Annotated in this window: 18 protein-coding genes; 11 read left to right on the top strand and 7 right to left on the bottom strand. The window is 72.4% G+C overall.

Annotated elements, in window-relative coordinates; translation table 11 throughout:
• Nucleotides 1–47: 47 nt before the first annotated feature.
• From fxsA to fxsT, 4 genes are all read left to right on the top strand, one after another.
• Nucleotides 48–239 carry an FxSxx-COOH cyclophane-containing RiPP peptide gene (gene fxsA / locus IE244_RS05330; protein ID WP_191871484.1) on the top strand — a complete coding sequence of 64 codons (192 nt, stop codon included), beginning with the start codon at nucleotides 48–50 and terminating at the stop codon, nucleotides 237–239.
• Nucleotides 240–461: 222 nt separating this feature from the next.
• Nucleotides 462–1586, top strand: coding sequence for an FxsB family cyclophane-forming radical SAM/SPASM peptide maturase (locus tag IE244_RS05325; RefSeq protein ID WP_229854004.1), 1125 nt, complete (start codon nucleotides 462–464; stop codon nucleotides 1584–1586).
• A complete protein-coding gene (locus tag IE244_RS05320; protein ID WP_191871482.1) occupies nucleotides 1583–3007 on the top strand; it encodes an aKG-HExxH-type peptide beta-hydroxylase in 1425 nt (474 codons plus the stop codon). The genes IE244_RS05325 and IE244_RS05320 overlap by 4 nt, the downstream gene beginning before the upstream one ends.
• Nucleotides 3008–3135: 128 nt before the next feature.
• Entirely contained in the window at nucleotides 3136–6144 is a 3009-nt protein-coding gene (gene fxsT, locus IE244_RS05315; RefSeq protein WP_191871481.1) for an FxSxx-COOH system tetratricopeptide repeat protein, read from the top strand.
• Between the two features lie 95 nt (nucleotides 6145–6239).
• On the opposite strand, the gene IE244_RS05310 is transcribed toward fxsT, so the two are convergent.
• The 4 genes from IE244_RS05310 to IE244_RS05295 form a co-directional block, all read right to left on the bottom strand.
• Entirely contained in the window at nucleotides 6240–10037 is a 3798-nt protein-coding gene (locus tag IE244_RS05310; protein ID WP_191871480.1) for a multifunctional oxoglutarate decarboxylase/oxoglutarate dehydrogenase thiamine pyrophosphate-binding subunit/dihydrolipoyllysine-residue succinyltransferase subunit, read from the bottom strand.
• A gap of 303 nt (nucleotides 10038–10340) precedes the next feature.
• Nucleotides 10341–11456: a HAMP domain-containing sensor histidine kinase gene (locus IE244_RS05305; RefSeq protein WP_191871479.1), complete on the bottom strand. Its 1116-nt coding sequence runs from the start codon at nucleotides 11454–11456 to the stop codon at nucleotides 10341–10343.
• Entirely contained in the window at nucleotides 11453–12193 is a 741-nt protein-coding gene (locus IE244_RS05300) for a response regulator transcription factor (RefSeq protein WP_031163266.1), read from the bottom strand. The genes IE244_RS05305 and IE244_RS05300 overlap by 4 nt, the downstream gene beginning before the upstream one ends.
• A gap of 113 nt (nucleotides 12194–12306) precedes the next feature.
• A complete protein-coding gene (locus IE244_RS05295; RefSeq protein WP_191871478.1) occupies nucleotides 12307–12987 on the bottom strand; it encodes a spermine/spermidine synthase domain-containing protein in 681 nt (226 codons plus the stop codon).
• Nucleotides 12988–13181: 194 nt separating this feature from the next.
• Between IE244_RS05295 and IE244_RS05290 the strand changes: the two genes are divergently transcribed.
• The 6 genes from IE244_RS05290 to IE244_RS05265 all read left to right on the top strand — a co-directional run bounded on the left by IE244_RS05290 (nucleotide 13182) and on the right by IE244_RS05265 (nucleotide 19472).
• Nucleotides 13182–14006 carry a rhomboid-like protein gene (locus IE244_RS05290; RefSeq protein ID WP_191871477.1) on the top strand — a complete coding sequence of 275 codons (825 nt, stop codon included), beginning with the start codon at nucleotides 13182–13184 and terminating at the stop codon, nucleotides 14004–14006.
• Between the two features lie 121 nt (nucleotides 14007–14127).
• On the top strand, nucleotides 14128–16557 hold the full coding sequence (gene lon / locus IE244_RS05285; RefSeq protein WP_191871476.1) for an endopeptidase La: 2430 nt from the start codon (nucleotides 14128–14130) through the stop codon (nucleotides 16555–16557).
• A 95-nt stretch (nucleotides 16558–16652) separates the two neighbouring features.
• Nucleotides 16653–17609: a serine/threonine-protein kinase gene (locus IE244_RS05280; protein ID WP_229853963.1), complete on the top strand. Its 957-nt coding sequence runs from the start codon at nucleotides 16653–16655 to the stop codon at nucleotides 17607–17609.
• Between the two features lie 179 nt (nucleotides 17610–17788).
• Nucleotides 17789–18385, top strand: a complete 597-nt coding sequence (locus IE244_RS42715) for a hypothetical protein (RefSeq protein ID WP_191871475.1) — start codon at nucleotides 17789–17791, stop codon at nucleotides 18383–18385.
• A gap of 122 nt (nucleotides 18386–18507) precedes the next feature.
• A complete protein-coding gene (locus IE244_RS05270; RefSeq protein WP_191871474.1) occupies nucleotides 18508–18951 on the top strand; it encodes a hypothetical protein in 444 nt (147 codons plus the stop codon).
• Between the two features lie 8 nt (nucleotides 18952–18959).
• The gene (locus tag IE244_RS05265) at nucleotides 18960–19472 is read left to right on the top strand and encodes a hypothetical protein (RefSeq protein WP_191871473.1); all 513 of its coding nucleotides are present in this window, start codon (nucleotides 18960–18962) and stop codon (nucleotides 19470–19472) included.
• Nucleotide 19473: 1 nt separating this feature from the next.
• On the opposite strand, the gene IE244_RS05260 is transcribed toward IE244_RS05265, so the two are convergent.
• Nucleotides 19474–21837, bottom strand: coding sequence for an ATP-binding SpoIIE family protein phosphatase (locus IE244_RS05260; protein WP_191871472.1), 2364 nt, complete (start codon nucleotides 21835–21837; stop codon nucleotides 19474–19476).
• A 165-nt stretch (nucleotides 21838–22002) separates the two neighbouring features.
• Nucleotides 22003–22836: a lysozyme gene (locus IE244_RS05255; RefSeq protein ID WP_191871471.1), complete on the bottom strand. Its 834-nt coding sequence runs from the start codon at nucleotides 22834–22836 to the stop codon at nucleotides 22003–22005.
• A 237-nt stretch (nucleotides 22837–23073) separates the two neighbouring features.
• On the opposite strand from IE244_RS05255, the gene IE244_RS05250 reads away from it, so the two are divergent.
• Nucleotides 23074–23565, top strand: coding sequence for a MarR family winged helix-turn-helix transcriptional regulator (locus tag IE244_RS05250; RefSeq protein WP_191871470.1), 492 nt, complete (start codon nucleotides 23074–23076; stop codon nucleotides 23563–23565).
• A gap of 18 nt (nucleotides 23566–23583) precedes the next feature.
• On the opposite strand, the gene IE244_RS05245 is transcribed toward IE244_RS05250, so the two are convergent.
• A complete protein-coding gene (locus IE244_RS05245) occupies nucleotides 23584–24372 on the bottom strand; it encodes a protein phosphatase 2C domain-containing protein (RefSeq protein ID WP_191871469.1) in 789 nt (262 codons plus the stop codon).
• Nucleotides 24373–24421: the final 49 nt, after the last annotated feature.

Here is a 24421-nt window from a genome sequence, read left to right as displayed (position 1 = left end):
CGGGAACAACCGCACGGGCAGGGGAGACAGGGGAGAGGGGAACGGGGATGGACGCACGGGACGAGTCACCCGCACCGGGGAACGCCGGACCGCTGCCGGATCTGCCGGATCTGCCGGCGCTGGACCTGGAGGAGCTGCGCACCATCGAGCATCCCGTCCTCAAGGAGGTGCTCGCGGGCCTGCGGGAGCGGGCGGAGCGTCCGAGCGAGATGCTCTGGGGCTTCAACAACTGCCTCTGACCGGTCAACTGGGAACAGAAGAAGACAACTTCGATCGGGCGGTGTTTGCGCCCGGCCACTGGCCGGGAATGCGCGTCCATACGGGCGGAAAGGGCCGTGGCGCGCTCGTATCGCAGCCGGCGGGGCCTAGGGCATGGGGGTGCTGGAGTGTCCGAAGACACCGCCACCCGTCCGCCGTCCGAAGACCGGCCCCCCCGCCCCTTCCGGCAGTTCATCGTGAAGATGCACGGCCGCTGCAACCTCGCCTGCCGCTACTGCTACCTGTACGAGGGCCCCGACCACACCTGGCGCACCCGCCCGGCCGCCGCCCCCGCCGAGGTCCTCCGGCACACCGCCGACCGCATCGCCCGGCACGCCCGCACCCACGCCCTGACCAGCCTGTCCCTCGTCCTGCACGGCGGGGAACCCCTGCTGGCCGGCGCGGACACCCTCGCCCGCTTCACCGACGACGTGCGCGCCCGCGTCCCGGCCGGCTGCACCGTCCAGGCCACGGTCCAGACGAACGCCACCCTGCTGACCCACGACCGGGCGGCCGTCCTCGCCCGGCACGGCATCCGCATCGGCATCAGCCTCGACGGCGGAAGCGCCGCGCACAACGCCCGCCGCGTCGACCACGCCGGACGGCCCTCCTGGCCCGCCGCGGCACGCGGCGCCCGCCTGGTCGCCGACCACTTCCCGCAGGCGTACGCCGGCCTCCTCACCGTCGCCGACCCCACCACCGACCCGGTCGACCTGTACGAGTCCCTGCTCGTCCTCCGCCCGCCCGCGCTGGACCTGCTGCTGCCGCACGGGAACTGGTCGGCGCCACCCCCACACTGGGGCGGCGCCCGCCACGGCGCCTGGCTGTGCCGGGTCTTCGACCGCTGGTGGTCGGCCGGGCGCCGGGAGACGCGGGTGCGGCTCTTCGAGGAGTGCCTGGCGCTGCTGCTCGGACTCCCGGCCGCCACCGAGTCGCTCGGGCTCCAGCCCTTCGACGCCCTCGTGGTCGAGACGGACGGCTCGATCGAGCAGGTCGACTCGCTGAAGTCGGCCTACGAGGGCGCTGCCGAAACCGGTCTGGACGTCTTCCGGCACGACTTCGACCAGGCCCTGCGCCACCCCGGCGTCGCGGCACGCCAGGCCGGCCCGGCGGCCCTGGCCGACCGGTGCCGGGCCTGCCCGCTGGTCACGGTGTGCGGCGGCGGCCACTACGCCCACCGGTACCGGGCCGGACAGGGCTTTCGCAACCCGTCCGTGTACTGCGCGGACCTGCAGCTCTTCATCCAGCATGTGGCCGGACGGCTGGCCGGGGACACGCCGGGCACCCGCCCCGCGGTCCCGGCCTCTCTCGAAGGGGGCACCCCGTGACACCTCCGGCGGTCCCGGACCGGGCACTGGCCGAACTCGGCCGCACCGAGGGCGGTCCCGACACCCTCGCGCTCCTCACCCGCGACCAGGACACCCGGCGCCTGCTCATGCTGCGCGCCGTGCTCGACGCCGCCGAGGCGGCCGACCCCGCCGTCTGCCCCGGCACGGCCCGGGACCGGCTGCGGGAGGACTGGGCGCTGCTGACGGCGGCGGACCGGGCCACCGGCGGCGGCGCGCACTCCCCGGCCCGGGCGCGGCTCACCCATCCGCTGACGGGCCCCTGGGCCAGGCGCTGCCTGACCGGGCTGAGCCCCCGCGAGGGCCGGCTCGCCCCACCCGAGCGCGGAGAACTCCTGCGCGACCTGGCCCACTTCAGCGCGGTCGCCGCCGCCGCGGCGGCCCGCGCCGGACTGCCGTTCACCACCTCCCTCACCGCCCGCGACGGTGTGCTGCACCTGCCCTCCCTCGGTGCCCTGCGCACGGCCGAGCCGGACGACGTACGCGTCGACGTCCGCCACACGGACGGCAGGCTGACGCTCCGCCAGCCCGGTGCGCCCGACGCCACCGTGCACCTGGAGCAGGGCACCGGCGCCTGGTCCGCGACCCCCGCCTGGACGCCAGCCCACGCCCTGCCCGCCCTGGTGCCCGGCGCCGCCCCCATGCCCCTGGACGACCTCGACCCCTACCGCGTCCCGCCCCGCGACCCCGGACCGTACGCGCTGAGCGGACCCGCGGCCCCCGACGACGCCGAACGCAAGCGGTGGCTGCAGACCTGGACCGGCACCGCCGCCGTGCTGCGCACCGGGGGCGAGCACCGGCTCACCGAGGCGCTCACCCTGCTGCGCTGCCTGGTCCCGCTGGAGCTGCCGCCCGGCGCCGGCGGCCGCGGCAGCTGCAGCGCGACCCGGCGCGAGGCGTTCGGCGCGCTGCTCAGCAGCGCGCCCGCCACCCCGGTGGCCTTCGCCGCGACCCTCGTGCACGAACTGCAGCACACCAAACTCGCCGCGCTCGGCGAGCTGGTGGAACTGCACCGGGCCGGCCCCGAGGCCCGCTACTTCGCGCCCTGGCGCCCCGACCCGCGGCCGTACGACGGTCTCCTGCAGGGCACCTACTCCCATCTGGCGCTGGCGGACTTCTTCCAGCGCCGGGCGCTGGCCGACCCGACCCGGCGGGAGTCCGCCTGGGCGGAACACGCCCGCTACCACGCCCAGGTCGGCGCGGCCCTGCCCGCGCTCGTCGGCTCGCCCGACCTGACCCCGGTGGGCCGCCGCTTCGTCGACGCCATGGCCGCCGTCCACGAACGGCTCGCCGAGCGTCCGGCACCCCGCGGCTACACGGCGCGCGCGCAGGCGTACGTCAAAGCCGTGCGCACCCTGTGGAGGCAGCGTCAGCCTCCGGCACCGCCGCTCACGAATCGATGAAATGCCGACTTCCCGCTCCTCGCTGCGGGAAGATCGTCGGACCGAGGCGCGCGCCGGTGCAGTCGCCGGACTCCCCAGCGCCGCGCCGAGGTTCTACGATGTGAGGACTACGTGCTGGAGGCCGCTGCATGTCTGAAGCTCGTACGCCGGTCCGGTCCACCGGGAAGGGAGCCGCGAGGCAGACCGTCACGATCAGCTTCGCCGGATTCAACCGGCCCTGGGCGGCGTGGATCGGGGACAGGCTGGAGCGGCGCGGTCTGCGGGTGGTCTACCTGCGCTGGGACGCCCCGCCCGACGAGTCCCTGGCCGGTCTGCTGCGCGACCTCACCCTGGCCGAGGGCCGCACCCTGATCCTGGTCAGCGAGTGGTACTTCCAGCTCGGCCCGCGCACCCACGAGGAGTGGAACACGGCCCTGCGCGAGGTCGTCGCCCCCGACCCGGCCAGGTTCGCCGCGGTGTCCGTCACCAACACCACCGTGCCCTCCGCCACCGCCGCCCTCGCCCCCGTCGACCTCACCAACATGGGCGCGGACGAGGCCGAACGGCGCCTGCTGGACCGGCTGGACGTGCCGCTCGACACGCCCGTGAGCGCGGACGTCACCCGTCCGGCCCCGCGCTTTCCCGCCTCGATGCCCGACGTCTGGGGCGGCGTACCGCGCCGCAACACCCGCTTCACCGGCCGCGAACCGCTCCTGAACGACGCCTACCACCTCCTCCAGGGCAGCGAGCCCGGCGCCGGCGTCCTCACCCTGCACGGCATGTCCGGGGTGGGCAAGACCCAGCTGGCCGCCGAGTACGCGTACCGGTTCGGCTCCGAGTACGACGTCGTGTGGTGGGTCAGCTCCGAGAAACGGGTCACCTACCGCCGCCTGCTCGCCGAACTGGCCCCCAAACTCGCCCTGTCCACCGGCCCCGAGTACGGCGAACGGCTGCGCGCCGTCCGGGACGCGCTGCGCCGCGGCGACCCCCACTCCCGCTGGCTGCTGATCCTCGACGGCGCCGACGAGCCCGAGCAGATCTGGGACCTGGTCCCGACCGGCCCCGGACACGTGATCATCACCTCCCGCAACCCCGAGTGGGGCGAGCACAACAGCAAACTGCTCGAAGTGCCCGTCTACGCCCGCGACGAGTCCGTGGCCTTCATCCGGCGCCGCGCGCCCCGGCTGAGCGAGGCGGACGCCGACCAGCTGGCGGACGCGCTGGAGGACCTGCCCCTGCTGCTGGACCAGACGGCGGGCTGGCTCAACGACTCCGACCTCTCGGTGGACGACTACATCGCCCTCCTGGAGGGCGGCATCGACCAGGACGTGGTCAAGGTGTCGGCGGACTTCCCGCTCGCCTTCCAGACCGCGTGGTCGATACTGCTCAACAAACTCCGCGAAACGGTCCCCGAGTCGGTCGACCTGCTGCGCCTGTGCACCTTCTTCGCCCCCGGGTTCATCCCCGTCCGGCTGCTGAAGGAGATGTCCCACGACGACCTGCCCGAACAGATCGCCGGACTGCTGGACGACCCGCTGCTGTGGAACAAGGCGATCAACCAGCTCCGCCAGTACTCGGTCGTCCGCCTGGAGTCGCACGAGACCGCCCTGGACGAGGCCGCCTCCTCGGGCGAGTCGGTCTACCTGCACCGTATGGTCCACCAGATCGTGCACAAGGACATGCCCGAGCAGGACCGGCGGGAGTTCATCGAGGTCGTGCGCCGGGCCCTCGCCGAGGCGGACCCGGGCCGCCCCACCGACACCCGCAACTGGGACACGTACGCGGAGATCGTGCCGCACCTGAAGTACGCCGACGTGCTGCAGAGCAAGGACCGCAAGGTACAGGCCCTGGTGCTGAACTGCCTGCGGTACATGCTCTTCGCGGGCGAGTACACCGCCGGCGTCAAGCTCGGCGCGCGCGCCCTGCGCGCCTGGCGCCGGCTGCTCGGCGCCTCGCACCCCCGCGTGTGGGAGCTGACCTACCACTACGCCAACCTGATGCGCTCCGCCGGCCGCTTCCAGGAGACCGAGGCCATCGACCGCGCCGCGATGGAACAGCTGCGCGAGGACCGGGGCGAGCACGACCTGGACCATCTGCGGATGGCCGGTGGACTCGCCGCCGACCTGCGCGAACTCGCCCAGTACGAGGCCGCTCTCGAACTGGACCAGTGGCTCTACCCGACCTACCGCGACCTCTTCGGAGAGCAGGACTCGCGCACCCTCAACGCCCTGAACAACCTCGGCTACACCATGCGGCTCCTGGGCCGCTACGAGGAGGCCAGGAGCATCGACCTGAAGACGCTGGAGGCGCGCCGCCTGCTCCTCAAGGGCCGGCATCCCTGGACCCTGTTCTCCGAGGTGTCCTACGCCATCGACATGCGTCTGCTGGGCCGGTACTCCGAGGCCGACTCCGCCCAGACGAAGAACGTGCACGAACACCACCGCGTCATGGGCCGGGACCACCAGAGCACCCTGCGCGCCGAGCACAACCTGGCCTTGTGCAAACTGCGCGGCGGGGACCGTGCCACCGCGGGCGAACTGCTCACCCATGTCCTGGAGGGCTACGAACGCAAACTGGGCGACACCCATGTGCACACCCTGGCCGCCGCCGTCAGCCAGAGCTGCTTCGCCCGCGAGCACGGGGACATCGACCAGGCGCGGGAGGCCAGCGAGTCCATCATCGCCCGGTACGAGCTGCTGCTGCCCGAAGGCCACCCCTTCCTCATCGGGGCCCGTGCCAACCACGCGCTGATCCTGCGCAGCGTCGGCGAGCGGGAACACGCGCACGTCCTCATCGAGGAGGCGCTGACCGGCATGGCCGCGGCCCTCGGGGAGCACCACCCGCACACCCTCGGCTGCGCCATCAACGCCTCGGCCCTGCGCAACCTCGTCGCCGAGCCCGAGTCCGCCGCCGAGCTCAGCAGGGTCACCACCATCAGGGCGACCGAGACCCTGGGCCGCACCCACCCCCTCACCCTCTCCGCCCGGGTCGCCCACGCGGCCGACCTGCGCGCCCTGAGAGACCGTCAGCAGGCCGAGAAGGTCGAGCAGGAGGCCCTCTCGGACCTCGCCGCCACGCTCGGTCCCCAACACGTCCACACCATCTCGGCCCGCTCCCGCAACCGCCCCTACTGGGACTTCGAACCCCAGGCGAACTGAAAGCGCCCGGCAGGGGAGCGCCCCGTAGGCAAAAGGGCCCGGTACCGAGTGAGAACTCGACACCGGGCCCTTGCTGCAAGGGGAACCTCAGAGGCTTACGCCTCGAAAACCTCACGCACCAGCTGCTCCTGCTCCGCCTGGTGCCGCTTCGCGGAGCCCACCGCCGGGGACGAGCCGTGCGGGCGCGAGATGCGCCGCAGCCGCTCGCCGTGCGGGACGTCCGCGCCGACCGCCAGGTCCAGGTGGTCGATCAGGTTGAGGGCGATGAACGGCCAGGCACCCTGGTTCGCCGGCTCCTCCTGCGCCCACAGGTACTTCTCGGCGTTCGGGTACTTCTTGATCTCCTCCTGCAGCTCGGCACCCGGCAGCGGGTACAGCCGCTCGATGCGGATGATCGCCGTGTCCGTGACGCCGCGCTTGGCCCGCTCGGCCTCCAGGTCGTAGTAGACCTTGCCCGCGCAGAAGACGACCTTGCGGACGGCGGCCGGGTCGGCCGTCGAGTCGCCGATCACGGGGCGGAACTGGCCCGACGTGAACTCCTCCGTCTTCGACGCGGCGGCCTTGAGGCGCAGCATCGACTTCGGGGTGAAGACCACCAGCGGCTTGTGGTGCGGGTTGTGCACCTGCCACCGCAGAAGGTGGAAGTAGTTCGACGGCAGGGTCGGCATCGCGACCGTCATGTTGTTCTGGGCGCACAGCTGGAGGAACCGCTCGACACGGGCCGAGGAGTGGTCCGGGCCCTGGCCCTCGTAGCCGTGCGGGAGCAGGAGCGTGACGCCGGACGTCTGGCCCCACTTCTGCTCCGCCGCCGAGATGTACTCGTCCACCACCGTCTGCGCGCCGTTGACGAAGTCGCCGAACTGCGCCTCCCACATCACGAGCGCGTCGGGGCGGGCCAGCGAGTAGCCGTACTCGAAGCCCATGACCGCGTACTCGGACAGCAGGGAGTTGTAGACGTTGTAGCGGGCCTGGTCCTCGGCGAGGTACTGGAGCGGGGTGTACTCCTCGCCCGTCTCGCGGTCGATGAGAACCGCGTGGCGCTGGCCGAAGGTACCGCGCTGGGAGTCCTGGCCGGACAGCCGGACCGGGGTGCCCTCCAGCAGCAGGGAGCCGACGGCCAGGGTCTCGCCCATACCCCAGTCGATCGTGCCCTCCTCGACCATGGTCGTCCGGCGCTGCAGCTGCGGCAGCAGACGCGGGTGCACGGTGAAGTGCTCGGGGATGTTCACCTGGGACTCGGCGATGCGCTTCACGACCTCCGAGGAGATCGCGGTCGGAACCGCGACCGGGAAGCCGTCCTGCGGCGCCTGGGTGTCCGCGGCGGCCGGCTGGGAGGTGGCCTCGCGGACCTCCGTGAAGACCTTCTCCAGCTGGCCCTGGTAGTCCTGCAGCGCCTGCTCGGCCTCTTCCAGGGTGATGTCGCCGCGACCGATCAGGGACTCGGTGTAGAGCTTGCGCACCGAGCGCTTCTTGTCGATCAGGTCGTACATCAGCGGCTGGGTGAAGGCCGGGTTGTCGGACTCGTTGTGACCGCGGCGGCGGTAGCAGATGAGGTCGATCACGACGTCCTTGTTGAACGCCTGACGGAACTCGAACGCGAGCCGCGCCACGCGGACGACGGCCTCGGGGTCGTCGCCGTTCACGTGGAAGATCGGGGCCTCGATCATGCGGGCCACGTCCGTCGCGTACATGGAGGAACGCGAGGACTCGGGGGCCGCGGTGAAGCCGACCTGGTTGTTGATGACGATGTGGACCGTGCCGCCGGTGCGGTAGCCGCGCAGCTGCGACATGTTCAGGGTCTCGGCCACCACGCCCTGGCCCGCGAAGGCCGCGTCGCCGTGGATCGCCACCGGCAGGACCGTGAAGTCCGTGCCGCCCTTGTTGATGATGTCCTGCTTGGCGCGGGCGATGCCCTCGATGACCGGGTCGACGGTCTCCAGGTGGGACGGGTTGGCGGCCAGCGAGACCGCGATCTGCTCGCCGTCCAGGCCCGTGAAGGTGCCGCGGGCGCCCAGGTGGTACTTCACGTCGCCGGAGCCGTGCATCGACTTCGGGTCGAGGTTGCCCTCGAACTCGCGGAAGATCTGCGCGTACGACTTGCCGACGATGTTGGCGAGGACGTTCAGGCGGCCGCGGTGGGCCATGCCGATGACGACCTCGTCCAGGCGGGACTCGGCAGCGGAGTCGATGACCGCGTCCAGCAGCGGGATGACGGACTCGCCGCCCTCCAGCGAGAAGCGCTTCTGGCCGACGTACTTCGTCTGCAGGAACGTCTCGAAGGCTTCCGCCGCGTTCAGCCGGCGCAGGATGCGCAGCTGCTCCTCGCGCTCCGGCTTGGAGTGGCCGCGCTCCACGCGGTCCTGGATCCACTTGCGCTGCTTGGGGTCCTGGATGTGCATGAACTCGATGCCGGTGGTGCGGCAGTACGAGTCGCGCAGCACACCGAGGATGTCGCGCAGCTTCATCATCGACTTGCCGGCGAAGCCGCCGACGGCGAACTCGCGCTCCAGGTCCCACAGGGTGAGGCCGTGCTCGACGATGTCCAGGTCGGGGTGCTTGCGCTGGCGGTACTCCAGCGGGTCGGTGTCGGCCATGACGTGGCCGCGGACCCGGTAGGAGTGGATCAGCTCGAAGACGCGGGCGGCCTTGGTGACGTCGTCGTCGTGGCTGGCGTCGATGTCCTTGAGCCAGCGGACCGGCTCGTAGGGGATGCGCAGGGCCTCGAAGATGTCGTCGTAGAAGCCGTTCTCGCCGAGCAGCAGGTTCGCGACCTGGCGCAGGAACTCGCCGGAGGCGGCGCCCTGGATCACCCGGTGGTCGTAGGTCGACGTGAGCGTCATGACCTTCGAGATGCCGAGCTTGTTCAGGGTGTCCTGGCTGGTGCCCTGGAACTCCGCCGGGTAGTCCATGGAGCCGACGCCCATGATCACGGACTGGCCGGGCATCAGCCGCGGCACGGAGTGGACGGTGCCGAGGCCGCCGGGGTTGGTCAGGGAGACCGTGACGCCGGTGAAGTCGTCCATCGTCAGCTTGCCGTCACGGGCGCGGCGGACGATGTCCTCGTAGGCCTGCCAGAACTCGAAGAAGTTCAGCGTCTCGGCCTTCTTGATGGCGGCCACGACGAGCTGGCGGTCACCGTTGGGCTTGACCAGGTCGATGGCCAGGCCCAGGTTGACGTGCGCCGGCTTGATGAGGGTCGGCTTGCCGTCCTTCTCACCGAACGCGTGGTTCATCGCCGGCATGGCCTTGATGGCCTGCACCATCGCGTACCCGATGAGGTGCGTGAAGGAGATCTTCCCGCCCCGGGCGCGCTTGAGGTGGTTGTTGATGACGATGCGGTTGTCGAACAGCAGCTTCACCGGGACCGCGCGGACCGAGGTGGCGGTCGGCAGCTCCAGCGAGGCGTTCATGTTCTTCGCGACGGCGGCGGCCGGGCCGCGCAGCGTGACCAGCTCGGGGCCGTCCGGGGCCGCTGTGGCGGGCGCGGCCTTGGCCTTCGGCTGGGCCGGCGCCTGTGCGGGCGTCGCCGGCTTGGCCGGGGCGGGGGCCGCGGCCTTCACCGCGGGAGCGGGAGCCGCAGCGGGCTGCGCGGGAGCGGGAGCCGGGGCGGCGGCCTGGGGGGCCGGGGCCGCGGGCTGGGCCGGAGGGGCCGTGGTGGTGGTCTCTGCGGCCCCCGCGGCCGCAGTACCCGCCGCAGCCGGGGTGGCAGGAGCACCCGGCTTGTAATCGGCGAAGAAGTCCCACCAGGCACGGTCTACCGAATTCGGGTCCTGGAGGTACTGCTGATAGATCTCGTCGACGAGCCACTCGTTCGGACCGAACGCGGCAGCGGGGTTCTTCCCGGCTTGGTCGTCGGTCGAGATGCTCGAGTTACTGGGGGACTGTGGCGACACGGCGGCAACCGCCCTCTTCCGCTTCACAAGGTGATGGACAGCGGGAATAAAGGCTACGCCTCCATGGCGGGGAAGGTCAGGTCGAGCAAGGTCATCGTCGCGTAAGTCACATCGGAAATCTTGTTTCAGGGCTTGATATGGCGGGAAACAAGCGTGGTTCCGCATGTGGGAGGGTGCACCGGCCCGGGCCCGGCGCGCCTTCGTTCGACGGGTGGCGCGGGCCTGCCCCTGATCACACGTGTCCTGCTGCGCGGTAACGGCAGCGACCGTCGTGGATCTTGTGCTTCCGGTGCGGACCCTACGTCAACTCGGGACGGAAGTCAGTCCCGGAAGGGTGACGATGATCCGGCACCCGCGCTCGGATTCGGCCACACCGATCCGGCCGCCGTGCAGATCCACCGCCCAGCGGGCGATCGCCAGCCCGAGGCCCGTACCGCCGTCGCTGCCCGGGCCGTGCGGCCGGGTCACCGCGCCCCGGTTGAACCGCTCGAACACCCGGTGCCACTCCGACCGCGGGATTCCGGGGCCCTCGTCCAGGACCTCCAGCTCCAGCGACTCCGGCTGCGGCCCGCGCCGCGCCTTCACCGTCACCCGGCCGTGCGGCGGGCTGTGCTTGACCGCGTTGTCGATCAGGTTGGCGACGACCTGGTGGATGCGCTCGGGGTCCGCGTGCGCGGTCAGCTCCGGCGGGGAGACGTCGAGGTGCAGATGGACGTCGGTGCGGGTGTGGCTGCCGGAGCCCGAGGCGATGCCGGCGCGCGCCGAGGCCACCATGTTGGCCTCCTTCAGCACGCCCGACAGGTACGGCCACACCTCGAAGCGGCGCATCTTCAGCGGTACGACGCCGTTGTCGAGCCGGGACAGGTCCAGCAGGGTCTCCACGAGCCGGCCGAGCCGCTCGGTCTGCTTCAGTGCCGTCCGCATGGTCTCGGGGTCGGCCTCGGTGACCCCGTCGACGATGTTCTCCAGCACGGCACGCAGGCCGGCGATGGGGGTGCGCAGCTCGTGCGAGACGTTCGCGACCAGCTCTTTGCGCTGGCTGTGCTGGGCCTCCAGCTCGTCCGCCATGACGTTGATCGTCCCGGCCAGGTCGCCCAGCTCGTCCCGGCGGCCCTCGCTCACCCGGCGGGTGTAGTCGCCCTCGGAGATCGACCGTGCCACGGTGTTCATCTCGTCCAGCGGCATGGTCAGCGAATGCGCCACGAACTGCGTGATCAGCAGGGTGGCGATCATCGAGAAGACCGTGATGAAGCGCAGCTCGGTCTTGGTGTGCACGGCGACGATCGACAGTCCGGTGGTGATCAGCACCGATATGACGACCAGCGCACCGAGCTTGGTCTTGATCGAGAACGGGCGTACGCCGCCCCAGGGGTCCTCCCCGGGGCTCCTCCGCGTGGCCTGGCGCCCGCCGCCGCTCATGGGGTGGGCGTCTCCAGGGCGTATCCCACGCCGTGCACGGTGCGGATCCGCTCGGCGCCGATCTTCCGGCGCAGCGCCTTGATGTGGCTGTCGACCGTGCGGGTGCCGGAGGCGTCCGCCCAGTCCCACACCTCGGCCAGCAGCTGCTCCCGGGAGAGCACCGCGCGCGGGGTGTTCGCCAGGCACACCAGCAGGTCGAACTCGGTGGGCGTGAGGTGGACGTCCTCGGACTTCACCCGCACCCGGCGCTGCGCGTGGTCGATCTCCAGCTCGCCGAGGCGCAGGATGCCGCTGCGGGGCGTCGCGGCGGCCAGCGCCGCCCGCTCCACCCGCCGCAGCAGTACGTGCACCCGCGCGGCCAGCTCCCGCATCGAGAACGGCTTGGTCATGTAGTCGTCCGCGCCGACCCCGAGACCGACCAGCATGTCCGTCTCGTCGTCCCGCGCGGTCAGCATCAGCACCGGCACCGGCCGCTGCGCCTGCACCCGCCGGCAGACTTCGAGGCCGTCGAAGCCCGGCAGCATGATGTCGAGGATCAGCAGATCGGGCTGCCAGGCCTCGGCCGTGTCGACGGCGGCCGGGCCGTCCGACGCGGTTTGCACGAGAAATCCCTCGGCGCGGAGCCGGGCCGCGATGGCGTCGACGATCGTGGGGTCGTCCTCGACGACCAGGACCCGGCGCTGTGCGCCCGGGGTGGTCGTCGCCGCGCCGCTCTGGGAGGTGTGTGTCTGCTCCATCGCCCGCCCCTGCTTGTTGCTTTCCGGAACCCGTGGGGTGATCCCATGTCTGCGCTTGACGCTTGAATGATCCGCGTCAGGGCAGCACATTACGGGGATCCACCGTGCTGTCGCTATCCAGGTCGGACGCCGAGGTGCACGGCGTCCGGAACGCCCCGGGCAACGGGCACCTCTTCGGTACGCACCTGCTGGAACCCGGCATTCCGCATGGTTCCTTCAAATTCCGGAGAGGGCTCGGCGGACCACACGGCGAGCACCCCGCCGGGATTCAACACCCTTGCGCAGGCGGCGAGTCCGGCCGGCGCGTAGAGACCGTGGTTGTCGTCCGTGACGGTCCAGCCGGGTCCGTTGTCGATGTCCAGACAGAGCGCGTCAAACGTGTCGGAAGTCTCATTGACGAACGCCACGAGGTCGCCCCGCACGATCTCGGTGCGCGGATCGCCGAGCGCACCGGCGGAGATCTCCGCCAGCGGCCCGTGCCGGTGCCAGTCGATGACGGCGGGTTCCCGCTCGACGACGGTGATCCGCCCCCACCGGGAGTCCGCCGCCGCATGTGCGAGTGAGAAGCCCACGCCCAGCCCGCCGATCAGCACCTTCGGCTCCGGCCGCCCGTCCAGCGCGTCGTACGCGGCGTCCACCAGCAGCCGCTCCGAACGGCCGTCCGAGGTGTCCATCAGGAAACAGCCGTTGGCGATGATCTGCAGCAGCGTCCCGTGCCGGCGCAGCGCCACCTCGCCGTACGGGCCGTCGCGCCGGTCGAGGACCACGGGGGAGTCGTGCACGGCAGCAGTCATGCCCCCATCCTGCTCGAACGCGGCTTGTCGTTCACGGGAATTGCGGATGACACGCGCGTGCTGTCGGTAACGGGCCGGGGCGGACGCATCCGGTACGTGAGAGGTTGCTGTGAATCCGCTCTCGCGTGGCGTCGGTCATAGACAGCGGCCCGCGCAACACGAAAGGTGGGGCGCGACGGAAGGAGCGCCACACCGTGGAACCCATCGCGACGGGCCCTGCGTCGGCCGCGTCCGCGCCCCTGCCGGGCGCGCCCCTTCCCGACGGCGCCGCCGTCGCGACGCCCGCCCTCGCGGACCTGCTGGACGGCATGCCCCGCCAGCGGCACGCCACGGTCCCCGCCTGTGACCCCGCCCCCGTGCCCACGCCCGCCGCGGTCGGCGCCCCGACGCGCCCGGCCGTGCGGTTCCCGCGGGTGTGGCGCCTGCTGCCCACGCCCGCCGGCACCCCGTTCACCTTCGCCTACGGCGCCCTCCTGGCCCTCACCTCGGTGATCGCGGCGCTGGCCGACCCGGGCCTGGTCCACGCTCTCTACCAGGACTCCAGCACGGACGTCGCCCACCTGGTGCGCACCCCCGTCCTGGTGCTGCTGGGGAGCGCGCTGTGGATCGCGGGCGGCGTCCTGTCGCCGTACGCGCTGGCGTTCGTGCTGGTGCTCACCGCGCTCGAACGGCGCATAGGCGGCGCGCGGGCGGCCTGTGTCTTCCTGGGCGGCCACGTCCTGGCCACCCTCGCCACCGAGGTCCCCGTGGGCCTGGCCGTCCTGGTCGGCCACCTCCCCGCCACCTCGCTGCACCGGCTCGACTACGGCATCAGCTTCGGCGTCGCCGCCAGCACCGGCGCCCTCGCCGGCCTGCTGCGCCCCTGGCTGCGCTGGCCGCTCCTGGCGCTCGCGACCACCCTCCTCGTCGACGACCTGATCGCCTTCCAGGACCCGATGACGAACTGGGGCCATCTGATCGCCCTGTCGATCGGCGTGGCGAGCTGGCCCCTGTTGCGCCGGTGGAACCAGCCGGCCTGAGGACGGCGAGCACGCCCCCTCGGGCGCAAGTGATCGCTCACAGCGAACAAACACGGGGAACACCTGCCCCTCTCCCGTAGTTGAGTCGGCATAGCTCAACTTGACTGCCGAAGGGGAGATCATGGCTACTGAGTCCACGGCGTTCACGCTCGACCTGCCCGTGCTGCCGCTCGACGACGAGGTCGTGCTGCCCGGCATGGTGGTCCCGCTGGACCTGAGCGACTCCGAGGTGCGCGCCGCGGTGGAGGCCGCCCAGGCCGCCGCCCGGTCCACGCCCGGAAAGCCCAAGGTGCTGCTGGTGCCACGCATCGACGGCACGTACGCGAAGACCGGTGTGCTGGGCACGGTCGAGCAGGTCGGCCGGCTGGCCGACGGTGACCCGGGGGCTCTGGTCCGCGGCCGGAGCCGGGTGCGGATCGGCGCCGGCACCACCGGTCCCGGCGCCGCCCTGTGGGTCGAGGGCGCCCGCATCGACGAGACCGTCCCCGACCCGCTGCCCGGTCAGGTCGCGGACCTGGTCAAGGAATACAAGGCACTGGCCACCACCTGGCTGAAGAAGCGCGGTGCCTGGCAGGTCGTGGACCGCGTCCAGGCCATCGACGACGTCTCCGCGCTCGCCGACAACTCCGGCTACTCGCCGTTCCTCACCACCGACCAGAAGGTCGAACTGCTGGAGACCGCCGACCCGGTGGCCCGGCTCAGGCTCGCCGCGCAGCAGCTCCGCGACCACCTCGCCGAGCAGGCCGTGGCCGAGACCATCGCCAAGGACGTCCAGGAGGGCGTCGACAAGCAGCAGCGCGAGTTCCTGCTGCGCCGTCAGCTGGAGGCCGTCCGCAAGGAACTGCGCGAGCTGAACGGCGGGAACTCCAAGGACTCGGCCGAGGAGTCCGACGACTACCGTGCCCGCGTCGAGGCCGCCGACCTGCCGGAGAAGGTCCGCGAGGCCGCGCTCAAGGAGGTCGACAAGCTGGAGCGCTCCAGCGACCAGTCCCCCGAGGGCTCCTGGATCCGCACCTGGCTGGACACCGTCCTGGAGCTGCCCTGGAACGAGCGGACCGAGGACGCCTACGACATCCAGGGCGCCAAGGCGGTCCTCGACGCCGAGCACGCCGGCCTGGAGGACGTGAAGGAGCGCATCACCGAATACCTGGCCGTGCGCAAGCGGCGCGGCGAGCGCGGCCTCGGCGTCATCGGCGGGCGGCGCGGCGGTGCCGTGCTGGCCCTGGTAGGCCCGCCCGGCGTCGGAAAGACCAGCTTGGGACAGAGTGTCGCGCACGCGATGGGCCGCGAGTTCGTCCGCGTCGCCCTCGGCGGCGTCCGTGACGAGGCCGAGATCCGCGGTCACCGCCGTACGTACGTCGGCGCGCTGCCCGGCCGGATCGTGCGGGCGATCAAGGAGGCCGGGTCCATGAACCCGGTGGTCCTGCTGGACGAGATCGACAAGGTGGGTTCCGACTTCCGCGGCGACCCGGCCGCCGCCCTGCTCGAAGTCCTGGACCCGGCGCAGAACCACACCTTCCGCGACCACTACCTGGAGGTCGAACTCGACCTGTCGGACGTGGTCTTCCTGGCCACCGCCAACGTCCTGGAGGCCATCCCGGAGGCGCTCGCCGACCGTATGGAGATCGTCCGCCTGGACGGCTACACCGAGGACGAGAAGGTCGTCATCGCCCGCGACCACCTGCTCCCGCGCCAGCTGGAGCGGGCGGGACTGGGCGAGGACGAGGTCGCTCTGGAGGAGAGCGCCCTGCGCAAGCTGGCCGGCGAGTACACCCGCGAGGCGGGCGTGCGCACCCTGGAGCGGTCCATCGCACGGCTGCTCCGCAAGATCGCGGCCCAGCACGAACTCGGCGAGCGGGAGCTGCCGTTCACCGTGACGGACGGCGACCTGCGCGCACTGATCGGACGCCCGCACCACGTGCCCGAGTCCGCCCAGGACCCGGCCGAGCGCCGTACGTCCGTCCCCGGCGTGGCGACCGGTCTCGCGGTCACCGGCGCCGGCGGTGACGTCCTCTTCGTGGAGGCGTCCCTGGCCGACCCGGAGACGGGAGCTGCGGGCCTGACCCTGACCGGTCAGCTCGGTGACGTGATGAAGGAGTCGGCGCAGATCGCGCTGAGCTTCCTGCGCAGCCACGGCGCCGAACTGGAGCTCGCGGTGGGCGACCTGAAGGACCGGGGCGTGCACATCCACTTCCCGGCGGGCGCGGTCCCGAAGGACGGCCCGAGCGCGGGCATCACGATGACCACGGCCCTCGCCTCGCTGCTCTCCGGCCGGCTGGTCCGCACGGACGTGGCGATGACCGGCGAGGTCTCGCTGACCGGACGCGTGCTGCCCATCGGGGGCGTGAAGCAGAAGCTGCTCGCCGCGCAGCGTGCCGGGGTGACCACCGTGATCATCCCCAAGCGCAACGAACCCGACCTGGACGACGTCCCGGCCGAGGTGCTGGACAAGCTCGACGTCCACACCGTGACCGACGTCCGCCAGGTCCTTGAGCTGGCGCTCGCGCCCGCCACGAACGGTGCGGTGCCCACGGTTCCGGTAGCGGCGTGACGGACGCTGCCGGATGAGCGAGGGCCCGGGTCCCGTGAGGGAGGCCCGGGCCTTCGCCATGCGCTCATACAGGGGTCTCTCGGTAGAATTCAGGCGTGAGTTGGCCGCCCAGAAGCCCCTCCGGGCTGATCGGGGCCGAGATCGCGGGATACCGCGTGGAACGCGAGCTCGGCCGCGGGGGCATGGCCGTCGTCTACCGCGCCAAGGACCTGCGCCTCGGTCGGACGGTCGCCCTCAAACTGCTCGCCCCGGAGTACACGCGCAACGACGCCTTCCGCCGCCGGTTCGCCCAGGAGTCCCGGGTCGCCGCCGCCATCGACCACCCCAACATCGTCCCCGTCTTCGAAGCCGGCGAGACCGACGGGATCCTCTACATCGCCATGTGCTTCGTCGCCGGCCAGGACCTGCGCGCCCTGCTCGACCGGGAGGGCCCGCTGCCGGCCGCGACGACGCTGCGCATCGCCGCCCAGCTGGCGTCCGCGCTCGACGCCGCCCACGCGCGTGACCTGGTGCACCGGGACGTCAAACCCGGCAACGTCCTGGTCGCCAAGGGCGTCGACAGCGATCACCCCGAGCACGTCTACCTCACCGACTTCGGGCTGGCGAAGAAGTCGCTGTCGCTCACCGGGTTCACCACCGCCGGGGAGTTCGTCGGCACCCTCGACTACGTGGCACCCGAGCGCATCGCCGGGCGCCCGGTGGACGGCAGGTCCGACCTGTACAGCCTGGCCTGCGTGGTCCACGAGATGCTCGCCGGCACTCCGCCCTTCCGGCGGGACGACCACCTCGAACTGCTGTGGGCCCACCAGTACGACCCGCCGCCGGCGCTCAGCAAGGAGCGGCCGGGCATCCCGGCGGCCGCCGACGAGGTCATGCGGTGCGCCCTGGCCAAGGCCCCGGGCGACCGTCACGGCTCCTGCCTGGAGTTCGTGGCGGCCCTGCGCACCGCCGCCGGCGACCTGGGCGCGGCACCGCGCCGCCGTACGCCGACCCAGGTGGACCGCGTGCCGCCACCGGCACCGCCGCCCTGGGCCGGGCCGGTCCTCTTCTGACGCCCGCCCGACGCCGCTGCCCCGCCGCTTACGCGGGCTTTACCCAACGCCTGTGTCCCCGTCAAGTCCCGAGTCCTCGGAACATGACCCGTATTTCCCGTTCCGGCTTACTTGAAGTGCGCCGGAAAACACCCCGGCAAATCCACTCGGGAAATACACACAGCAATGGGAGAAAGCTCATGACTCGCAAGGTTCACACCCACGACGAAATCCGCCCGAAGCGCCGGGGTCTCCGTCTCGCGACCCTCGCCGCCTCGGCCGCGCTGGTCACCGGAGGGGTCCTGCTGCCCGTGTCCGGAGCGATGGCGGCCCCGATGCCCACCTCGACCATGGCCTTCGTCCAGGGCGGAGGCGCCGGTGGCGCGGGGGGTGACGGCGGCTCCGGGCTGGTGGGCGGCGGTGGCGGCGCCGGCGGCTCCGGAGGCGGCAGCGTCCTCGGTACCGGCGGTGACGGTGGCGCCGGCGGCAAGGGCGGCGACGGCGTCCTCTCCGGAGGCGGCGGCGGTGGCGGCGGTGGCGGCGGCGAAGGTGTCGTCGGCGGCAAGGGCGGCGACGGCGGGGCCGGCGGCTTCGGCGTCCTCTCCGGCGGTGGCGGCGGCAGCGGCGGTGGCGGTGGCGACGGCGTCCTCGTCGGCGGCCAGGGCGGCAACGGAGGGAAGGGCGGCAACAGCGTCTTCCAGGGCGGCAACGGAGGCAAGGGCGGCAAGGGCGGCGTCGGCGGGCTCTTCGGCGGCGCCGGCGGGTCCGGCGGGGCCGGCGGAATCAGCCTCTTCTGACCGTCACCGCCGCTGACCGTCCACGGGGTGGAGGCCGCGAGGGCCTCCACCCCCTCCCCGAAGCCCTCCCCTCTCCCCGCGATCCCTCACCGGCACTCCTGACCCGAAACGGAGACCCCCCCATGTCCAGCAGCACCTGGCGGCGTCCCTTCATCCTCGCGGCGGCCTCCGTGGCGCTCGTCACCACCACCGCGTGCGCCGCCCAAGCAGCCACCCCCATCGCCCCGGCCCCCGGCAGTCACGCGGCCGCCCCGGCCGACCGGTCCGCGCACTGCGGAGAGGGCGGCGAAGGAGGCAAGGGCGGTGCGCCCGGGCAGCCGGGTGAGCCCGGAGAGCCCGGCAAGCCCGGCTGTGCGCCGTTCCACGGCCTGAGCGACCTGCCCGGCAGACCGAAGTCGAAGCTCTCCCGGCTGGACAAGGCACGCATCGCGCTGGCGGTGCTGACCGGCCGGGTGACCGAGGCCGACGCGGCCAAGAAGTACAAGGTCCGGGAGAAGGAAATCAGCAAGTGGGAGCAAAATCTCCTGGACGGCGGGTGGCTCGAATTCCTCCGAGTGGATTCCTGAGGAAACCCATGCGCAAGCACTCCTGGAAATTCGGTCTCGGTCTCGCCGTCTCCACCTTCGTGATCGCCGGAGGCGCCATGGCCCCGGCCGCGACGGCCGCCACCGGCCCCGTCGGCGGCGGAGCGGGCAGCGGCCGTCCCGGCCTCGGCAGCGTCCATGTCGGCAACGGCAGCGTCCGCATCGGCGACTCGATCTGCGCGGGCAACTGCAACGGCACGGTCAACGGCGGCAGCGGCTCGGGCGGCGGCATCTGCGCCGGGCTCTGCAACGGCAGCGCCAACGGCGGCGCCGGCACCACGGGCGCGCCGGGCCGGAGCGGCGGGGACGGGGGGAACGGCGGCATCTGCGTCGGCGTCTGCGCCGGCAGCGCCAACGGCGGCAGCGGCGGGAACGGCGGCGACGCGGCGGGCACGGGCGACGGCGGCGACGGCGGCCGGGGCGGCGACGGCGGGATCTGCCTGGGTGTGGGCTGCGAGGGAAGCGGTCAGGGCGGCCGTGGGGGCAACGGTGGCAGCGGCTGACTCAGCCGGTGGTCCCGGCCACCGACTGCTCCGCCCACACCGTCTTGCCGACCCGGTCGTGCCGGGTGCCCCAGCGGTCGGCCAGCTGGGCGACCAGCAGCAGACCCCGGCCACCCTCGTCGAAGATACGGGCGCGCCGCATGTGCGGGGTGCTGCCGCTGGAGTCGTACACCTCGCAGATCAGGGTCGAGTCCTGGTGGATCAGCCGGAGCTGGACGGGCGGCCGGCCGTACCGCATGGCGTTGGTGACCAGCTCGCTGACCATCAGCTCGGTGGGGAAGGCGGCCTCGTCCAGGCCCCACGCGGACAGCTGGTCGCAGGCCAGCCGGCGGGCCCGGGAGACGTCCGTGAGGTCGTTCGCCAGCTCCCAGGCCGCGACCCGGTCCCCGTGCAGGACCCGGGTGCGGGCGACGAGGAGCGCGATGTCGTCGTCGGGACGGTGGCTCAGCAGCTCGGTGAGCACGTGGTCGCAGAGGGAGTCCAGCGTGGCCGCGGGCCGGCCGAGCGCGGCGAACATCTTGTCCAGCGCCTCGTCGATGTCGTGCTCGCGGGCCTCGAAGAGCCCGTTGGTGTAGAGCGCGAGGAGACTGCCCTCGGGCAGTTCGGTCTCGACGGCCTCGAAGGGCAGCCCGCCGAGTCCGAGCGGGGGCCCCGCGGGCACGTCGAGGAAGCGCACGGCGCCGTCCGGCATGACCACGGCGGGCGGCGGATGGCCCGCCCGCGCCAGGGTGCACCGGCGCGAGACCGGGTCGTACACCGCGTACAGACAGGTGGTGCCGATGCCGCCGGCGGTCTCGGCGGCCGGGTCCGCGCTGCCCTCGTCGGCGGCGAGCCGCAGGACCAGGTCGTCGAGGTGGGTGAGGAGTTCGTCGGCCGGCAGATCGACGTCGGCCAGGGTGCGTACGGCGGTGCGCAGCCGGCCCATGGTGGCCGAGGCACGGATGCCGTGGCCCACCACGTCGCCCACGACGAGCGCCACCCGCGCCCCGGACAGCGGGATCACGTCGAACCAGTCGCCGCCCACGCCGGCCCGGGTCGCGGCGGGCAGATAGCGGGTGGCGATCTCCAGGGCCGCCTGCGCGGGCAGCGTGTGCGGGAGCAGGCTCTGCTGCAGGGCCATGGTGGTGGTGCGGGTCCGGGAAGAGGCGCGGGCCTGCCGGATGCCGGCGGACGCCCTGGCCGTGAACTCCTGGGCCAGCCGCAGCTCCTCCGGGCCGAACGCGCCCCGGCCGGGGCGCCGGGCGAAGAGCGCCACGCCGAGCGTGCTGCCCTGGGCGAGGAGCGGCACCACCAGCAGTGAACGCGCTCCGGACGCGCGCAGCCACGCCGCACCCGGGTCCGCCGCCGCCCACTCGGCGACGACCGGGTCCGTCGTGTCGTACAGCAGCGGCCGGCTCGCCGCGAGGCACTGGGCGGGAGGGGAGTCCAGCGGGCAGACGACCGCCTCGCCGACGCCGGCGCCGTAGGCGGGTCCGTGGCCGTCCGGGACGGCGCGCAGTGCGGCGCGGCGCAGCACCACCGGGCCGGGCCGGCCGGGCTCCTCGTCCACCTCCCGGGGCGTGTCGAACAGGTCGACCGCCATGACGTCCGCGAGCCGGGGAACCGTGACCTCGCCGAGTTCCTGGGCGGCACGGGCCTGGTCCGCCCCCGGGCCGACGGGCGAGCCGCTCTCGGCCGAGGGGCGTGCCGGGGCGGCGGTGTCCTGGCCGGGCGCCTGCGTGGACAGACAGACGGCGCGCACCCGGCCGCCGGCGTCCTTCAGCGGCGTGAGCACGGCGGCCGCGCCGAGCTCCGTGCCGAGCCCGGTCCTGGCCTCCTGCGGCCGACCCGACTCCAGCGCCAGCCGCATCGCCCCGTCGGCCTCCTCGCTCGCGGCGCCCGGCACGATGTGCGGCAGGCGCAGGCCGCGCATCGCCGCCTCGGGCAGGGCGAGGGCGTGTTCCATCCGGCGGTTGGCGCGTACGAGCCGCAGGTCGGCGTCGAAGATCGCCAGCGGGAAGGGGGACTGCAGGAACGTCCACTCCTCCAGCGGCTCGCCCCGGGGCGGCTGGCTGCGCACCGTCACGGCGCTGACCACGAGCCAGTCGGTGACCCCGGTGTCCGAGGTCCGGCGGTGCGCGAGCACGCGCAGCTCCAGCAGCCGGCCGTCGCGGTGGCGCAGCGGGACGGTGCCGTTCCAGCGTTCGCGGCCGGCCAGAACGCGGCGCGCCGCCGAGCCGTCGGCGGCGAGCAGTGCGATGGCGGGCCGTCCGACGACGGCCGGGGCGTCGTAGCCGAGCAGCCGCCGTGCGCCTTCGCTCCAGCCCGTGAGAATGCCCAGCTCATCGATGGTGGCCGTGGCCGTGTACGTCGACTGTCGCTCCATCGCCGCTCATCTCGCCTAGCTCGGCAGGCTCTCCCTGACCAGCATGATCCCGGCCGGCGGAGAGCACCAACGCAGGGAAAGCGACCCCTGCCCGGGCGGACAGGGGTCCCCGGCACACGTCAACCGGACCGGCCGTCGGCCAGGACCTGCACACGGTGGGTGGAGCTAGCCGTTGGCCAGGGCCTGTACGCGGTCCAGTGCGCCGTTGAACTTGTCGTGGTCGCCGACGGTCGGGCCGGAGGAGGTGTACTGCCACATCGTGTAGTAGGACCAGCCGGCCGGCAGCGTCCCGGGGTCCGAGGCGTAGCGGGCGATCCACAGCGGGTTGTTCGCGGCGAAGCCGCCGTAGTCGCCGGTGCACTGGGTCCACCAGCTGGTGGCCGTGTAGATCACGGGGTACCGGCTGGTGAGCGAGTGGTAGGTGGTGATGAAGTCGGCGATCCAGCTGACCATCTGGCTGGTGGTCTTGCCGTAGCAGGCGGCGCCGTAGGGGTTCCACTCGATGTCGAGCGCGCCCGGCAGGGTCTTGCCGTCCCGGGACCAGCCGCCGCCGTGGCCGGCGAAGTAGCTCGCCTGGGTGGCGCCGCTGGTGGTGTCCGGGGTCGCGAAGTGGTAGGCGCCGCGGATCATGCCCACGTTGTACGAGCCGTTGTACTGCTGGGCGAAGTACGGGTTGGTGTAGTACGTGCCCTCCGTCGCCTTGGTGTACGCCCAGCGCACCCCGCTGCTCCACAGCGTCGACCAGGCGACGTTGCCCTGGTGGGCGGAGACGTCGACGCCCTCGGTCTGGGTGACGTCCTGCGAGGCGGGGGTGCCGTTCCGGCCGTCGTGGGCGAGGACGCCCATGCCCATGTGGGCGGAGCCGCGGCTGGGGGTGGTCGCGGCGTGGGCGGAGGTGAGGGGGAGGGTGAGGGAGAGCGCCGCGAGCAGGGCCGTGACGAGGACGGCGAGCGGGCGCGGGCGGGCGGAGCGGTCGGAGCCGGGTCTGCGCACGGGCATGACGTGCCTCCGGGATGTGGGGTGGGGGGAACGTGGGGGTGACCGTGAACCGGGTGCCGCACTGGCGTGGGCATGCCATTGATTGCCTGATAAAGAAGCTACGCACGTAGATGACGGCGTGGGAAGGGGGTCCGGGGGCCGCCGTTGGTCTACGCCTGCGAAATACTTACGGAGCTGCGGCAATGACGATTTTTGACAGAAACTTTCAGGACCGGGAAACCGAGCAGGGGTGCTGACGTGCACGAGGACGGAAACGGCGACGCACATCGCGGCGCCCACGAAATGACGCCCAGTGGCGCAGACCAGGAATTCCTGGCGTTGGAGCGGGAGTTGACCGTGCTGCTGCGGCGGGCGCGGGCCAACCAGGGCGAGATGGCCCGCGAGGTCCATCCCGACCTGGAGTCCTCCGCGTACGGCCTGCTCATCCGCCTGGACGAGTGCGGCGGTCAGCGGGCCACGGAGCTCGCGGCCTACATCGGCGTCGGCAAGGCCACCATGTCCCGCCAGCTGCGCGCCCTGGAGGAGCTGGGCCTGATCGTCCGCGAGCCCGACCCCGCCGACGGCCGCGCCTGGCTCGTCACCCTCACCGACGAGGGGCGCGGCCGGGTCGGCAAGGTCCGCGAGGCGCGCCGCGCCCGGTACGTCCGCCAGCTCGCCCACTGGGACCGGCGCGAGGTCTCGGAGCTGGCCCGGCTGCTGCACCAGTTGAACGGCGTCATGGAGAAGTAGAGGCATCCGGCGCGGGCCTCACAGCTCCACGTACACCACCGTCGCGTCGTCGTGCGTCTTGCTCCGCCCGAGGAAGGCCCGCTCCTCCCGGTCCGCCGTCTCCAGCTCCCGCACCCGGTCCACCAGCGACCGGGCGCCCTCCTTCGCGACCACGTCGAACAGGGCGGGCCAGTCACCCTCGCGGAACTTCTCCGTCCAGCGGGTCGCGCCGTCCGTGAGCGCGGCCAGGGCCCGGACCTCGTGGCGGGGCAGCGTGCCGGCGACCGCGCGCACGGCCACCGAGGGATCGGCGGCGGCCGTGAAGAAGCCGCCCTCCTTGTTGCGCAGCGTGGTGTCCACCAGGGCGTCGGTGGCGAGCCGGGAGCGCGGGATCCGGGCCAGCCGGTCGTCCAGGACCGGGGTGACCCTCCCGTCGGGACCGTGCAGCAGCAGTGCCGAGTCCGACAGCACCAGGTACTCGACCGTGTCGGCGGACCAGCGGGCCAGGGCGACGGTCGCCTGCGGGGTTCGCGGGTGAGAAAGCTCACAGGTGTCCGCGTGGGCCTCGGCGGTGCGGCCGATCGCCCGGGAGAGCACCTCCGGCAGCGTCAGATCTCTGCTCGAAAGGGAAAGTTCGGTCAGCGCGCCGCCGAGCCGCGCGGTGAACCAGGGAACGGAATGCAGACACCCCGTCCGCCCTCTCGGCGGAGTCACCCCGTCCAGGACGATCACGCAACCTCCCTGTCCGGAGGCGGGTAGTCCGACACCGGCGAAGTCCTCGTTGGGGCGGTTCGCGTCGCCGGGTTCCGAAACGAGATCAGTTCGCATCCAGCCAGTCTGCACGAGCCCTTCACAGCGTCCGCCAAAGGCTGGCAAG

Source organism: Streptomyces filipinensis, from assembly GCF_014649495.1.
GTDB classification, from domain to species: Bacteria; Actinomycetota; Actinomycetes; order Streptomycetales; family Streptomycetaceae; genus Streptomyces; species Streptomyces filipinensis.
The sequence above is the reverse complement of the archived record's forward strand: the minus strand, read 5'-3'. Positions and strand labels throughout refer to the sequence as shown.